Origin of the sequence: Auraticoccus cholistanensis (genome assembly GCF_009742705.1) — a bacterium.
In the GTDB taxonomy this organism is placed as follows: domain Bacteria; phylum Actinomycetota; class Actinomycetes; order Propionibacteriales; family Propionibacteriaceae; genus Auraticoccus; species Auraticoccus cholistanensis.
Map to the genome: position 1 here is coordinate 7,613 of NZ_WPCU01000009.1, position 13,677 is coordinate 21,289.

10 protein-coding genes are annotated in these 13,677 nt (G+C 73.9%); 4 read left to right on the forward strand and 6 right to left on the reverse strand.

Annotated features, from left to right (window positions below):
• The 3 genes from GC722_RS18495 to GC722_RS12975 all read left to right on the forward strand — a co-directional run.
• The coding region (locus GC722_RS18495) for a glycoside hydrolase family 1 protein (RefSeq protein WP_231747850.1) at positions 1-650 on the forward strand (650 nt) is incomplete at its 5' end.
• Between the two features lie 23 nt (positions 651-673).
• Complete coding sequence (locus tag GC722_RS12970; protein WP_156610875.1) at positions 674-1,342, forward strand: NUDIX hydrolase; 669 nt, start codon at positions 674-676, stop codon at positions 1,340-1,342.
• Positions 1,343-1,446: 104 nt separating this feature from the next.
• A complete protein-coding gene (locus tag GC722_RS12975; RefSeq protein WP_156610877.1) occupies positions 1,447-3,213 on the forward strand; it encodes a glycerol-3-phosphate dehydrogenase/oxidase in 1,767 nt (588 codons plus the stop codon).
• A gap of 295 nt (positions 3,214-3,508) precedes the next feature.
• Here GC722_RS12975 and GC722_RS12980 read toward each other — a convergent pair whose 3' ends face one another.
• The 5 genes from GC722_RS12980 to GC722_RS13000 form a co-directional block, all read right to left on the reverse strand.
• Positions 3,509-4,324, reverse strand: a complete 816-nt coding sequence (locus GC722_RS12980) for an alpha/beta fold hydrolase (RefSeq protein WP_156610879.1) — start codon at positions 4,322-4,324, stop codon at positions 3,509-3,511.
• A 15-nt stretch (positions 4,325-4,339) separates the two neighbouring features.
• Positions 4,340-4,867, reverse strand: a complete 528-nt coding sequence (locus tag GC722_RS12985) for a phage holin family protein (RefSeq protein WP_156610881.1) — start codon at positions 4,865-4,867, stop codon at positions 4,340-4,342.
• A 69-nt stretch (positions 4,868-4,936) separates the two neighbouring features.
• On the reverse strand, positions 4,937-6,160 hold the full coding sequence (gene nhaA / locus GC722_RS12990) for a Na+/H+ antiporter NhaA (RefSeq protein WP_156610883.1): 1,224 nt from the start codon (positions 6,158-6,160) through the stop codon (positions 4,937-4,939).
• 179 nt (positions 6,161-6,339) lie between these two features.
• Positions 6,340-8,298 (reverse strand): acetate--CoA ligase, encoded by a 1,959-nt coding sequence (gene acs / locus GC722_RS12995; protein WP_156610884.1) that lies wholly within the window; start codon positions 8,296-8,298, stop codon positions 6,340-6,342.
• A 105-nt stretch (positions 8,299-8,403) separates the two neighbouring features.
• Positions 8,404-8,928 (reverse strand): PH domain-containing protein, encoded by a 525-nt coding sequence (locus GC722_RS13000; RefSeq protein ID WP_156610886.1) that lies wholly within the window; start codon positions 8,926-8,928, stop codon positions 8,404-8,406.
• A 230-nt stretch (positions 8,929-9,158) separates the two neighbouring features.
• Between GC722_RS13000 and GC722_RS13005 the strand changes: the two genes are divergently transcribed.
• Positions 9,159-12,536, forward strand: coding sequence for an efflux RND transporter permease subunit (locus tag GC722_RS13005; RefSeq protein ID WP_197430147.1), 3,378 nt, complete (start codon positions 9,159-9,161; stop codon positions 12,534-12,536).
• Between the two features lie 35 nt (positions 12,537-12,571).
• Here GC722_RS13005 and GC722_RS13010 read toward each other — a convergent pair whose 3' ends face one another.
• Positions 12,572-13,318, reverse strand: coding sequence for a class I SAM-dependent methyltransferase (locus GC722_RS13010; RefSeq protein WP_156610888.1), 747 nt, complete (start codon positions 13,316-13,318; stop codon positions 12,572-12,574).
• Positions 13,319-13,677: the final 359 nt, after the last annotated feature.

The window sequence follows — 13,677 nt, forward strand, 5'->3', positions numbered from 1 at the left end:
TGGCCAACCGGCTCTTCCTCGAGCCGGTGCTGCTGGGCCGCTACCCGGCCGACGTGCTGGCCGACACGGGCACCACGCAGTGGTTCGCCGAGCGGTCGGACGACCTGGCCACCATCGCCGCCCCCCTGGACTTCGTGGGCATCAACTACTACAGCGCCCACACCGTCGCCGCGCCCGAGGACGGCCGGTTCGACGACCCCTCGCTGGCCACCCCCACCCCGGGCAGCGAGCGGGTCGTGACCGTCGACACCGGCGCGGAGAAGACCCAGATGGGCTGGGAGATCCACCCCGACGGCCTGGTGGAGACCCTCGAGATGGTGCACGCCCTCGCCCCGGACACCCACCTCTACGTCACCGAGAACGGCTCCGCCTGGCCCGACGAGGTCACCCCCGGGGGACGGGTGAAGGACGAGGACCGGCGCCGCTACCTGGCCGCCCACCTCGACGCCTGCGCCCGGGCGGTCGAGCGCGGCCTGCCGCTCAAGGGCTACTTCTGCTGGAGCCTGCTGGACAACTTCGAGTGGGCCTTCGGCTACGACCGCCGCTTCGGCATCGTCCGGGTCGACTACGAGACCCAGCAGCGCACCGTGAAGCTGAGCGGGGAGTACTACCGCGACGTGATCGCCGCCGAGCGCTCCGGGCGGGAGTGAGCCGCCCGCGTAGTCTCAGCCGCATGCCCCTGTGGGACCAGCAGCTGCTCCGTCAGGCCCTGGCCTCCCCGGTGGAGTCCTCGCTGCTGCGGATCCGCCCGGCGGTGGGCGCCCGCGAGGCGGCGGTGCTGGTGCTGCTCGGTCCCACCCTCGACGGCGACGACGTCGACGTCACGCTGCTGGAGCGGGCCAGCACGCTGCGCCACCACGCCGGCCAGATCGCCTTCCCCGGCGGGGCCCGCGACCCCGGTGACCCGTCCCTGGAGGCGGCCGCCATCCGCGAGGCCCACGAGGAGATCGGCATCGACCCCGACGAGGTCGAGGTGATCGGGCGGCTGCCGGCCGTCCACGTCGAGGTGAGCTCCTTCGACGTCACCGCCGTGGTGGCCGGCTGGCCGGGGGACCGCCCGCTGCAGCCGAGGGACGCCGCCGAGGTGGCCGCCGTGCACCGCATCCCGCTCTCGGTGCTGACCGCGCCCGAGCACCGGGTCACCGCCACCCTGCCGCGGGGCTACACCGGGCCCGCGTTCGTGGTGGACGACCTCTTCGTGTGGGGCCTCACCGCCCACCTGCTCGACACCGTGCTCGACCTGGCCGGCTGGCAGCAGCCGTGGGACACCGCGCACCGGCGACCGGTCCCGGACCGCTTCCTGCTCGACCGCCGCGGGGACCGCGGGCCGCGGCGCAGCTGACCCGCGCCCGGGTCGGTGGGTGCCGGTCGAGCGGCGCCCACGGGGCGAGGGGCGGCGGGGTCGGTCGCTCGTCGCCGGCTGGAGCGCGCCGATAGGTTGGGGGCATGATCCCCGCCACCACCCAGCAGTCACGCGCGGCCGCGCTCGAGGCCATGAGCGACGAGGAGGGTCTGGACGTCCTGGTCATCGGCGGCGGGGTCACCGGCGCCGGGGCGGCCCTGGACGCCGCCACCCGCGGCCTGCGGACGGGGATCGTGGAGATGCAGGACTGGGCGTCGGGGACGTCCTCGCGCTCCAGCAAGCTGATCCACGGCGGCATGCGCTACCTGTACAACCTCGACTTCGCCCTGGTGCAGGAGGCGCTGCGCGAGCGCGGGCTGCTGCTCAGCACCATCGCCCCCCACCTCGTCAAGCCGCAGCCCTTCCTGTGGCCGCTCAAGGTGCCGGTGGTCGAGCGGACCTACAGCGCCCTCGGCGTCGGCCTCTACGACGCCATGTCCGCGCTGGGCAACCTCACCCTGCCCGGCGACAAGGAGGGTGCGGGCGTCCCGCCGCAGAAGCACTACGGCAAGAAGGGCGCGCTCGAGCTGTTCCCCGACCTGCGCAGCGACCAGCTGACCGGTGCCATCCGCTTCTACGACGCCCGGGTCGACGACGCCCGGCTCGTCCTCGGGCTGGTGCGCACCGCCGTCTCCTACGGCGCGCTGGCCGCCACCCGGGCGCAGGTCACCGAGATCCTCAAGGACCGCACCGGACGCGTCGTCGGCGCCCAGGTCACCGACCTCGAGACCGGCTCCACCTACGAGGTGCGGGCCAAGCACGTCATCAACTGCACCGGCGTCTGGACCGAGGAGACCGAGTCCCTGGTCACCGAGGGCGGCGGCCTGGAGGTGCTGGCCTCCAAGGGCGTCCACCTGGTCATCCCCAAGGACCGCATCAAGGGCAGCACCGGGCTCTTCCTGCGCACCGAGAAGTCGGTGCTGTTCGTCATCCCCTGGCAGCACTACTGGGTCATCGGCACCACCGACACGCCGTGGGAGGGGCCGCTGCGCCACCCCATCACCACCCGGGCCGACATCGACTACGTGCTCGAGGAGGCCAACAAGGTGCTGGCCAGCGACCTCACCACCGACGACATCATGGGCACCTGGGCGGGCCTGCGGCCGCTGCTGCAGCCCGCCTCGGCCAAGGAGCAGAGCTCGGCCAAGGTCTCCCGGGAGCACACCGTGGCCGAGGTCGCCCCCGGCATGGTGTCGGTGGCCGGCGGCAAGCTCACCACCTACCGGGTGATGGCCCGCGACGCCGTGGACTTCGCCCTCGGGCCCTCGATGGCCCGGCGCTGGCCCTCCATCACCGAGCGGATCCCGCTGGTGGGCGCGGTCGGCCTCGAGGCCGCGGGACGCTACCTGGCCCGGGTCGCCCCCGGCTACGGCTGGGACGCCGACCGTGTCGAGCACCTGCTGTCGCGCTACGGCTCCGAGGTCGGCACCCTGATCGACCTCATCGAGGCCGACCCGACGCTGGCCCAGCCGCTCACCAGGGCCCCCGCCTACCTCCGCGTCGAGGTGGCCTTCGCCGTGCAGTACGAGGGCAGCCTGCACCTGGAGGACATCCTGCTGCACCGGCTGCGGATCGACCACGAGGCCCGTGACCGCGGGCTCAGCGCCGTCGACGAGGTGCTGGCCATCGCCGTGCCGCTGCTGGGCTGGGACGAGGACCGCCAGCGTGCCGAGGTGGAGGCCTACCGGGCCCGGCTGGCGGGGATCCGCGCCGGCGAGGCCGAGGCGACCGACGCCGAGGCGATCGCCGAGCGCACCAAGGCGGAGGACCTGATCCCGATCCGGCCGCTGCGGGCGGTGCACCGGACCTGAGGTCCGGCTGCGCAGCCAGGAGCTGTGCTCGGTCGAGGTCGTGTCGGTTCGCGCGGTCTCGTGCGTCCGCACGCGGTCGTCCCGGACCGCTGTCCCGCCCGGGCGAGCCTCCTCCTCGTCCCTCGGAGGAGTTCGCCCAACGCCCGCCACACCCCGACAGCGGTCCGGGACGACCGCGTGCTCGTGCCCGGGCTCGTCCCGGACGCCGCGTGCTCGTGCCGGCGTCGGCTGCTCACCCGGCTCGCGGAAGGCGGCGGGCTCAGGTCCGGTGCACCGGCCGCAGCGGCGGACTGGTCTAGGCGGGGAGGCTCTGCAGCCACCCGGTGAGGGTGGCTGCCAGGGCGGTGGGGGAGTCCTCGGGGAGCTGGTGGCCGCCGGGGAGGACGACGGGGGCGGGGGCGCCCAGGCGGGGGCGGGGGAGCAGCGGGTCGGCGGCGGCTCGGACGTGCAGCGTGGGGACGGCGCGGGGGCCGGTGCGCAGGGCGCGGAGGGTGGCCGGGTGCAGGGCGGCGGAGCGCAGCGGGGCGAGGGCGCGCTGCGGGCCGGGCCACTCGCGCAGGGCCTGCACGCAGGGGCTCGAGGCGGGCAGGTCGGCGCCGGCCCAGGCGTGCAGCCGCTGCGGGGTGAGCACCCGCGTCCCGGCGAGCGCGCCGGCGAGCAGCCGGCGGTAGCCCTGCAGGGCCGGCGGGGCGGGCGCCGCGACGAGGGCCAGCGCCCGGACCCGCTCGGGGTGGGCGGCGGCGAGGGCGGTGGCGCTGATGCCGCCCCAGCCGTGACCGACCAGCACCACCCGTGGCACCGCGAGGGCGTCCAGCAGCGCGTGCAGGTCGTCGACGGTGTCGGGGAGCCGGTAGCCGGAGGGGGTGCGGTCGCTGGCGCCGGTGCCGCGCGGGTCCAGCGCGAGCACGGCTCGTCCGGCTCCGAGCAGCGGGATCAGGTGGCGCCAGGACCACCAGGTGCGGCCGGCGTCGGGCAGCAGCAGCACCGGATCGCCGGCGGCGCCGCCGCCCGGGCGGCTGACGGCCAGGTGCAGCCGCAGGCTCCGGGCGTGGACCAGCCGGTGCTCCCACTCACCCTCGGGCAGCAGCGGCCGCAGCAGGGCGCTGAACACCCCGGGCCGCGGCGGTCAGGAGACGTCGCCGGAGCGGGTCTCCACCGTGCCCGGGTGCGTCTGGGCGGCCACGCTGCGCGGACGGTCGTCGCCGTACTGCAGCCGCACCGCCACGTCGGCCTTGCCCCGCTCGACCGCGCCCTTCAGCGCGGTGACTGTGGCCTGCACCTCCGCCTGGGTCTGCTTGAGCCCGCGGTTGGCCTTGATGCTGCGCATCCCGGCGAAGCCGAGACCGCCGGCGACCAGCAGCAGGATGGCGGCCATGATGACGAAGCCGAGCGGGAGGGCGCCGGTCGGCACGGCGGGGTCCTGCGGCTCGACGGGGCCGTCGGGCTGCAGCAGCAGGAAGAAGCCGAGCGAGGCGGCCACGAACAGCAGCGAGAGCGCGTTCAGGGCGAGGAAGCCGGCCAGCCCGAGCAGCGCGCCACCGATGCCGAGCTTCTTGGCCATGTCGGTGGCCTCGACCTTGGCCAGGGCGGCGGTCGACCTGCCGAGCGCCGTGATGTCCTGCTGGATGTTCTTCATCGTGTCAGCGGTGGTCATGGTGTCGCCTCCCTGTGCCGTCCGGCTGAGCCTAGTGCACGCCCAGCCGGCCGGGAGGCCCCACCTGGTTCAGCCGGCTCGCCGGGCGTGGGCCCGGCCTCGTCGCCGCAGCGCCACCGCGGCGAGCACGGCCGCCACCAGGGAGCCCAGCAGCACGGCGGTCTTGGCCTCCTCGACCAGCTCCGGCGACCCGGCGAAGGCCAGCTCGGCCACCAGCAGGGCGACGGTGAAGCCGACGCCGGCCACCACGCTGATGCCCAGGACGTCGCGCCAGCCGATGTCCGGTGCGAGCTCGGCCCGGGTGAAGCGGGCGGTCAGCCACGCCCCGCCGGTGACGCCCAGCACCTTGCCCGCCACCAGGCCGATCATGATGCCGAGCGGCACCGGCTCGGTGAACACCGCCTGCAGGGCCGACGGGGCGACCACCACGCCGGCCGACATCAGGGCGAACAGCGGCACCACGAAGCCGGCGGAGACCGGACGCCAGAAGTGCTCCCAGCGGTCGACCGGGTCGTTGCCCTCCTCCGGCGAGGTCCGGGTCAGCAGCCCCAGGACCACGCCGGCGATGGTGGCGTGGACGCCGCTGCTGAACATGCACCACCAGCAGAGCACGAACAGCGGGACGTGCAGCCACCACCAGTCCAGCCGGCGCCGCTGCAGCAGCCACCAGGCCAGCGCGCAGGCGAACGCGCCGAGCAGCCACAGCGGGGCGAGGTCGGTGGTGAAGGCCACCGCGATCACCGCGATCGCCCCGATGTCGTCGACGATGGCCAGGGTCAGCAGGAAGGCCCGCAGGCTCGTCGGCAGGTTGCCGCCGACGATGCCGAGGATGGCCAGCGCGAAGGCGATGTCGGTGGCCATCGGCACGGCCCAGCCGCGGGCGTCCCCGCCGGGCAGGGCCAGGTTGAGGCCGAGGTAGATCAGGGCGGGCACGACCATGCCGCCGGCCGCGGCGACGATGGGCACCAGCGCGGCGGACGGCTTGCGCAGCGAGCCGGCGACCAGCTCGCGCTTGAGCTCCAGCCCGGCGACGAAGAAGAAGATGGCCAGCAGCCCGTCCGCGGCCCAGTGCTGCAGGTCGAGCGGCCCGATGCCGATGTGCCGGACGGCCTCGTAGCTCCCGCCTGCGACGTTGGCCCAGACGACCGCCACCAGGGCCGCGACCAGCATCAGGACCCCGCCGACGGTCTCCATCCGCAGGACCTCGGCGACGGCGACCTGGTCCTGGTTGTCACCGGGGGCGAAGAGCACCACCCGGCGTCGGGTGGTGCGGGGCGGCTGCTGCTCGGCCATGGGGCTCCTGTCGGGTCGACGGACTCGTCGCCGACCAGACTTCCCGGCACACCGCCGAACACCCTAGCGGGTCCGCCGGTACCGAGCCCGACGCGGAAGTGGTCACGGACGACGACCAGGGGGCCCGGCTGGACCTCCCGGCACGTCGTCCGTGACCACTTACCCGTGCGCGGCCGCGCTCAGTCCTCGGCGGGGGCTGACGGCAGGTTGCTGCGGATCAGGTCCATCACCGAGGAGTCGGTGAGGGTGGTGACGTCGCCGAGCTCGCGGTGCTCGGCGATGTCGCGGAGCAGCCGGCGCATGATCTTGCCCGAGCGGGTCTTGGGCAGCTCGGGCACCACCATGATCTGCCGCGGCTTCGCGATCGGGCCGATGTCGCGGGCCACGTGGTTGCGCAGCTCGGTGACCACGTCGTCGCCGGCGTCCTCGGCGTCGCCGCGGAGGATGACGAAGGCGACGATGGCCTGCCCGGTGGTCTCGTCGGCCGCTCCGACGACGGCCGCCTCGGCCACCTTCGGGTGCGACACCAGCGAGGACTCGATCTCGGTGGTCGACATCCGGTGCCCGGACACGTTCATCACGTCGTCGACGCGGCCCAGCAGCCACAGGTCGCCGTCGGCGTCCTTCTTGGCCCCGTCGCCGGCGAAGTAGAGCCCCTCGAAGCGCGACCAGTAGGTGTCGATGAAGCGCTGGTCGTCGCCCCACAGCGTGCGGAGCATGGCGGGCCAGGGACGGGTGATCACCAGCAGCCCGGCGTGGCCGTTCGCGACCGGGTTCGCCTCGTCGTCCACCACGTCGATGGACACCCCGGGCAGCGGGGTCATCGCCGCGCCGGGCTTGCCGGCGGTGACGCCGGGCATCGGGGCGATCATGTGCATGCCGGTCTCGGTCTGCCACCAGGTGTCGACCACCGGGGTGCGGTCGCCGCCGATGTGGGTGCGGTACCAGACGTAGGCCTCGGGGTTGATCGGCTCGCCGACCGAGCCGAGGATCCGCAGCGAGGACAGGTCGAACTCGGCCGGGATCTGGGCGCCCCACTTCATGAAGGTGCGGATGGCGGTGGGCGCGCAGTAGAGGATGGTCACCCGGTACTTCTGCACGATCTCCCACCAGCGGCCCCGGTGCGGGGTGTCCGGGGTGCCCTCGTACATCACCGAGGTGGTGCCGTTGCTGAGCGGGCCGTAGACCAGGTACGAGTGCCCGGTCACCCAGCCGATGTCGGCGGCGGTCCAGAAGACGTCGGTCTCGGCCTTGAGGTCGAAGCTGGCCCAGTGGGTCCACGACACCCCGACCAGGTAGCCGCCGGTGGTGTGCAGGATCCCCTTGGGCTTGCCGGTGCTGCCGGAGGTGTACATCACGTACAGCGGGTGCTCGGCGGGGAACATCTGCGGGGTGTGGGTGTCCGGCTCGGCGGCCAGCGCGTCGTGCCACCAGACGTCGCGGCCCTCCACCATCGCGGTCTCCTGGCCGGTGCGCTGCACGACCAGCACGCTGCGCACGTCGGGGCACCGCTGCAGCGCCTGGTCGACGGCCGGCTTGAGCGCGGAGGGGGCCCCGCGCCGGTAGCCGCCGTCGGCGGTGATGACGACCTCGACCCCGCAGTCGAGGATGCGGGTGGACAGCGCGTCGGCGGAGAAGCCGCCGAAGACGACCACGTGCGGGGCGCCGATGCGGGCGCAGGCCAGCATCGCCACCACGGCCTCGGGGATCATCGGCAGGTAGATCGCCACCCGGTCCCCGGCCTGCACGCCGAGGCTGGTGAGGGCGTTCGCGGCCCGGCACACCTCCCGGGTCAGCTCGGCGTAGGTGATGGAGCGCGAGTCCCCGGGCTCGCCCTCGAAGTGGAAGGCCACCCGGTCGCCGTGGCCGGCCTCGACGTGACGGTCCAGGCAGTTGTAGGCGGCGTTGATGGTGCCGTCGGCGAACCACTTCGCGAACGGCGGGTTGCTCCAGTCCAGGGTCTCGGTCGGCTCGGTGCCCCAGCTGAGCCGCCTGGCCTGCTCGGCCCAGAACGCGTCGGGGTCCTCGGCGGCGACGCGGTAGGTCTCGGCGGTGACGTTGGCCGACGCCGCCAGCTCCGGCGGCGGCGGGAAGCGGCGCTCCTCGGTGCTCAGGTTGGACCACTCGGTGTCGGTCATGGCTGCCCTCTCAGCTGGTGCATCGTTGCCTCGCAGGTCCGTCCCGGCAGGGTCGGACGCTCCTCGGCAGACACTAGCGCCGACGTCTGCCCGCCGTCAGGCCCGTCAGGCCCCCGCGGCGCCGGCGGCCGGTCCGCCGGACCGCACGGCACCGGCCGCGCCGGAGCGGGCCGTCACCTCGTCGTTGATGGTGCGCACCACGTCGTCGGCGCGGGCCTCGAAGACCCGGTCGAGCACGGTGTCGTCCAGCTGCTCGTCACCGCCCAGCAGCACCACGCGCACCCCGAACACGCCCTCCTTGGTGGTGGCGCCGGTGATGTCGTCCCAGGAGGTGAGGCGGGAGCCGAAGATGTGCCCCATCCGCACCCCGGCGGGGCCGACCTCGATCTCGATCCGGCGCAGCCGCCAGGCCGCCAGGCAGAACGGGAGCCCGGCCACGGCCACCACCAGGAAGACGATCCGGGCCGGCAGCGGGCTCAGGGTCAGCAGCGGCTGGGCGGTGGAGACGATGGACAGGGCCAGCATGACCAGCACCAGCACGGTGAGCCCGACCGCCGTGCGCAGCCGCACACCCGGCAGCAGCCAGCGGCTCTGCACCGAGGCCAGGTCCTCACGCACCGGAGGAGTCATGTCGCTCCTGACTGCCACGTCCCGCACCCCGACGCCGTCGTGCGGGAGCAGGAGCTCGTCGGGCTGGTGCGGCCCGCACAGGATGTCGGGTCACCACCAGTCTAGGCCCGGGCGGCGCCCGCGGCCCGGACCGACGGGCGGTTCGGGGTCGAGTCGGGGGAAGGACCCATGCCGGGCTGGGCGCGATGGGGAAGACTGGCACCACCGCGACCCGAGGAGCTCCTTCAGACATGCACGGCTTGGCCAGGCTCAGCATGGGCAACCGCGCCCTGATCGCACTCGTCACCGTCTTCGTCATGGTGTTCGGCGTCATCACCACCAGCAACCTCAAGCAGGAGCTGATCCCCTCCCTCTCGCTGCCCACCGCGGTGGTCATCACCAGCTACCCGGGGGCCTCCCCGCAGGTGGTGGAGGAGAGCGTCACCGTGCCGGTCGAGCAGGCGGTGCAGGGGCTGCAGGACCTGGAGTCGATCTCCTCGGAGTCCTCCACCGGCTCCTCCATGGTCACCGTGCAGATGACCTACGGCACCAACATGTCGGTGGTCCAGCAGGACCTGCAGGCCGCGATCAGCCGGATCGACCAGGTGCTGCCGGAGCAGGCCGACAGCCAGGTCTTCACCGGCTCGGTCGACGACATCCCGGTGCTCCAGGTCAGCGCCGCCAGCGACGAGGGCGCCGCCCGGCTGGCCGACACGCTGGAGGACGTGGTGGTGCCCGAGCTGGAGAAGCTGGAGGGCGTCCGCGCCGTCTCCATCTCCGGTGCGCCGACTCCGCAGGTGCTGGTCGACCTCGACACCGACGAGCTGGCCGAGGAGGGGCTGACCACCGCCGACGTCGCCGAGGCCGTCCAGGCCGCCGGCGCCCGCAGCTCGGCCGGCACCGTGGAGTCCGGCGAGGGCGACCTGTCGGTCACCGTGGGGGAGAGGCTGACCAGCGCCGAGGACGTCGCGGACGTCCGGCTGCTGTCCAGGACCCGACCCGGGGAGACCTTCCCGCTCTCCGACGTGGCCGAGGTCGAGGACCGCGACGAGCCCCCCACCTCCGTCTCGCGCACCGACGGCCGCGAGAGCCTGTCGATGTCGATCACCAAGACCCCCGACGGCAACACGGTGGAGGTGTCGGAGGCCGTCCGGGCCGAGCTCGACGTGCTGGCCGAGCGGCTCGGCGAGGGCACCGGCTTCACCACCGTCTTCGACCAGGCGCCCTTCATCGAGCAGTCCATCGAGGACCTGCTGACCGAGGGCGGGCTCGGTCTGGTGATGGCGGTGGTCGTCATCCTGCTGTTCCTGCTGTCGGTGCGCTCGACGCTGGTGACCGCGGTGTCCATCCCGGTGTCGGTGCTGATCGCGCTGATCGGGCTCGGCGTCGCCGACTACTCCCTCAACATCCTGACGCTGAGCGCACTCACCATCGCCGTCGGGCGGGTGGTGGACGACTCCATCGTGGTCATCGAGAACATCAAGCGCCACCTCTCCTACGGCGAGCCGAAGGTGGCGGCCATCCTCACCGCGGTGCGCGAGGTGGCGCTGGCCATCACCGCCGCCACCGTCACCACCGTGGCGGTGTTCCTGCCCATCGGGCTGGTCGGCGGCCAGACCGGTGAGCTGTTCCGGCCCTTCGCCGTGACGACCGCGCTGGCGCTGCTCGCCTCGCTGCTGGTCTCGCTCACCATCGTGCCGGTGCTCGCCTACTGGTTCCTCAAGCAGCCCGGCGGCGAGGTCGACGTGGCGGCGGTGCGGGCGGCGGCGGAGCAGAAGGAGCGCCGCAGCTGGCTGCAGCGCGGCTACGTGCCGCTGCTGCGGGGGGTGCTGCGCTTCCCGGTCGTGTCGCTGCTGGTGGCGGCCCTCGTGCTCGCCGGCACCGTCGCCATGGTGCCGCTGCTGAAGGTGTCCTTCCTGGGCGACTCCGGCCAGGACACCCTGACCGTCAGCCAGGAGTTCGAGCCCGGGCTGAGCCTGGAGGCCCAGACCGAGCGGGCCGTCGAGGTCGAGGAGGAGCTGCGCGACGTCCCCGGCGTGGTGACGGTGCAGACCACGGTGGGCAGCAGCGGCGGGGCCGAGGCGGCCTTCGGCGGCGGCGGCAGCGCCGACTCGGCCAGCTTCTCGGTCACCACCGACCCCGAGGCCGACCCCGCCCGGGTGCAGGCCGACGTGCAGGCGGTGCTCGACGGGTTCGGCGAGGACGTCGGCGAGCTCAGCGTCTCCGCCGCCGGCGGCGGCTTCGGCGGCAGCACCGACGTCGAGGTGGTGCTGACCGGCTCCGACCCCGACGCCCTCGAGCGGGGCGCGCGGGACGTGCTGGAGGCGATGGAGGGCATCGAGCAGGTCACCGAGACCACCTCCTCGCTGGTGGCCGACCAGCCCATCGTCAGCGTCCGCGTCGACCCGGAGGAGGCGACCCTGCAGGGGCTCACCCCGCAGGCCATCTCCAGCCAGCTCGAGGGCATCCTGGCCCCGGCGACGATCGGCTCGATCGAGGTCGACGGCCTCACCCAGGACGTGGTGATGCGCGTCGGCGAGGCGCCGGTCGGGCTGGCCGAGCTCCGCGACCACGAGCTGCAGGGGACCGCCGGCCCGGTGCCGCTGTCCGACGTGGCCGACGTCGTGGCCGACGAGGTCGCACCCCAGGTGAACCGCACCGACGGCCAGCGCAGCGCCACCGTCTCGCTCACCCCCGCCGACCAGGACGACCTCGGCGCGGTGACCAGCGCGGTGACCGAGCGGCTGACCGGGGTGGACCTGCCCGAGGGCGTGCGGGCCGAGCTGGGCGGGGTCGCCACCGAGCAGGCCGACGCCTTCAACCAGCTCGGGCTGGCCCTGCTGGTGGCGATCGCCATCGTCTACGTCGTGATGGTGGCCACCTTCAAGAGCCTGGTGCAGCCACTGATCCTGCTGGTCTCGATCCCCTTCGCCGCGACCGGGGCCATCGGCGGGCTGCTGGTCACCGGGACGGCTCTCGGGGTGCCGTCGCTGATCGGGATGCTCATGCTCGTCGGCATCGTGGTGACCAACGCCATCGTGCTGATCGACCTGGTGAACCACTACCGCGCGGGCGGGCAGCCCGGCTGGGACGCCCTGCTCAACGGGGCCCGGCAGCGGCTGCGGCCCATCCTGATGACCGCGGTCGCGACCATCTTCGCGCTGCTGCCGATGGCGATGGGCATCACCGGCGGCGGGCTCTTCGTGTCCCGGCCGCTGGCCGTGGTGGTGATCGGCGGGCTGTTCTCCTCCACGCTGCTCACCCTGCTCGTGGTGCCCGTGCTGTACGAGCTGGTGTCCCGCCGGGCGGACCGGCGCGAGGAGCGGCGGGTGCGCCGGGAGGCGAGGGCCGCCGGCGAGGACCCGCAGGCCGCGGTGGAGAGGCTGCGGCGGCAGCGCTGGGCCGAGGCCACCGGTGAGCCGGCGCCGGACGTCCCCGCCCGCCGGGACCCCGCGGCGGAGCCCGCACCGCTGCCCGCGGAGGAGGACGGGCGCTCGGTCGAGCCGGTCGGCGCCGCCACCCCGGGGGCGCAGCGTCCGGTGCTGGTCAACGGCTCGGCTCCGAGGAGCCGCCCGGCGCAGCCGCGGCACGCCGTGGTCGACCAGGACGAGCCGGACGGCTCCTCCTGACCGCAGCGCCGGCTGCCGGCAGCCGGCGGGGCAGCTCAGAGGCTGAACTGCAGCACGTCGTCGTCCTCGTCGGTGCCGCCGCCGGGCACCGGGCGCGCCCGCCAGCAGGAGGACTGGAAGGGCAGCATCAGCGGCTCCAGCGGGCGTGCGAGGGAGTCGAACAGGGCGGCGACGTCGGCCAGCAGCGCGTCGCGACGGTCCTCCTCGACCGCCTGCACGGCGGGGCGGCGGGCCACCATGTCGACCAGCCCGGAGCGGGTGATCGGGATCCAGTTGCGGAAGTCGCGGTGCTCCACGGCGGTGAAGAAGGGGCTGTCCACCAGCAGCTCCACCGCCTCCTGGCCGTAGTCGCCGCGCATCGCCCCCGGGTCGACCTCCTGCACCATCCGGGCCAGCCGGCGCACCCAGGGCACGGTGTCGTCGCGGGTGGTCTGCACCACCGACAGGGTGCCCCCGGGGCGCAGCACCCGGGCGATCTCGGGCAGCGCCAGCCCGGGGGCGAAGTGCTGCAGGGTGTCGGAGGCGGTCACCGCGTCGAACTGGCGGGCCTTGAACGGCAGGCTCTCCGGCTGGCCGAGCACGGTCGCCGGCCCGCCCTGCGGCCCGGGCGTCGAGGCGGGCGCGGGCTGCCGGTCGAGCACGGTGACGTGGTGGCCGACGGCCTGCAGCTCGCGGGCGAAGACCGCCGATCCGTGGGCCAGGTCCAGGACCGCGGCGCCGTCGACCTCCACGAGCCAGGTCAGCGCGCCCGCCGGGTGCAGTGATCGCCTGGTGGGTGCCATACCCAGACTGTAGAGGTCCTGCGAGGCCGGGCGTCGTGAGCGACCCGTTGCAGGACCTCCTGCGGGTGGAGCGGATCCGTTCGGCGCTGGAGGCGGCCCGGGCCCTGGTAACCGAGCGCGCGCCGGTGGGGACGGGCTCACGGTTGGGCACAGGCGCAGATGGGGAGCGCGCAGGGCGCAGATGGGAGGGCGCAGGGCGCGGGACCCGCTGGAACGAGTCCGACGGGCCCCGCTGACTCGGTCGGCACGGTGACCATGCGTGCACCGGGATGTCGGCCCCGGACCAGCCGGGGACTCGACGACCACTCAAGATGGCTGGATCGCCGCGTGGGTTCCTGCACGACCGAGCTCCTGCTCCC

Coding starts and splice junctions, on each gene's coding strand:
- GC722_RS12970 (WP_156610875.1), top strand. CDS start 674: ATGCCCCTGTGGGACCAGCAGCTGCTCCGTCAGGCCCTGGCCTCCCCG.
- GC722_RS12975 (WP_156610877.1), top strand. CDS start 1,447: ATGATCCCCGCCACCACCCAGCAGTCACGCGCGGCCGCGCTCGAGGCC.
- GC722_RS12985 (WP_156610881.1), bottom strand. CDS start 4,867: ATGACCACCGCTGACACGATGAAGAACATCCAGCAGGACATCACGGCG.
- nhaA (WP_156610883.1), bottom strand. CDS start 6,160: ATGGCCGAGCAGCAGCCGCCCCGCACCACCCGACGCCGGGTGGTGCTC.
- acs (WP_156610884.1), bottom strand. CDS start 8,298: ATGACCGACACCGAGTGGTCCAACCTGAGCACCGAGGAGCGCCGCTTC.
- GC722_RS13000 (WP_156610886.1), bottom strand. CDS start 8,928: ATGACTCCTCCGGTGCGTGAGGACCTGGCCTCGGTGCAGAGCCGCTGG.
- GC722_RS13005 (WP_197430147.1), top strand. CDS start 9,159: ATGCACGGCTTGGCCAGGCTCAGCATGGGCAACCGCGCCCTGATCGCA.
- GC722_RS13010 (WP_156610888.1), bottom strand. CDS start 13,318: ATGGCACCCACCAGGCGATCACTGCACCCGGCGGGCGCGCTGACCTGG.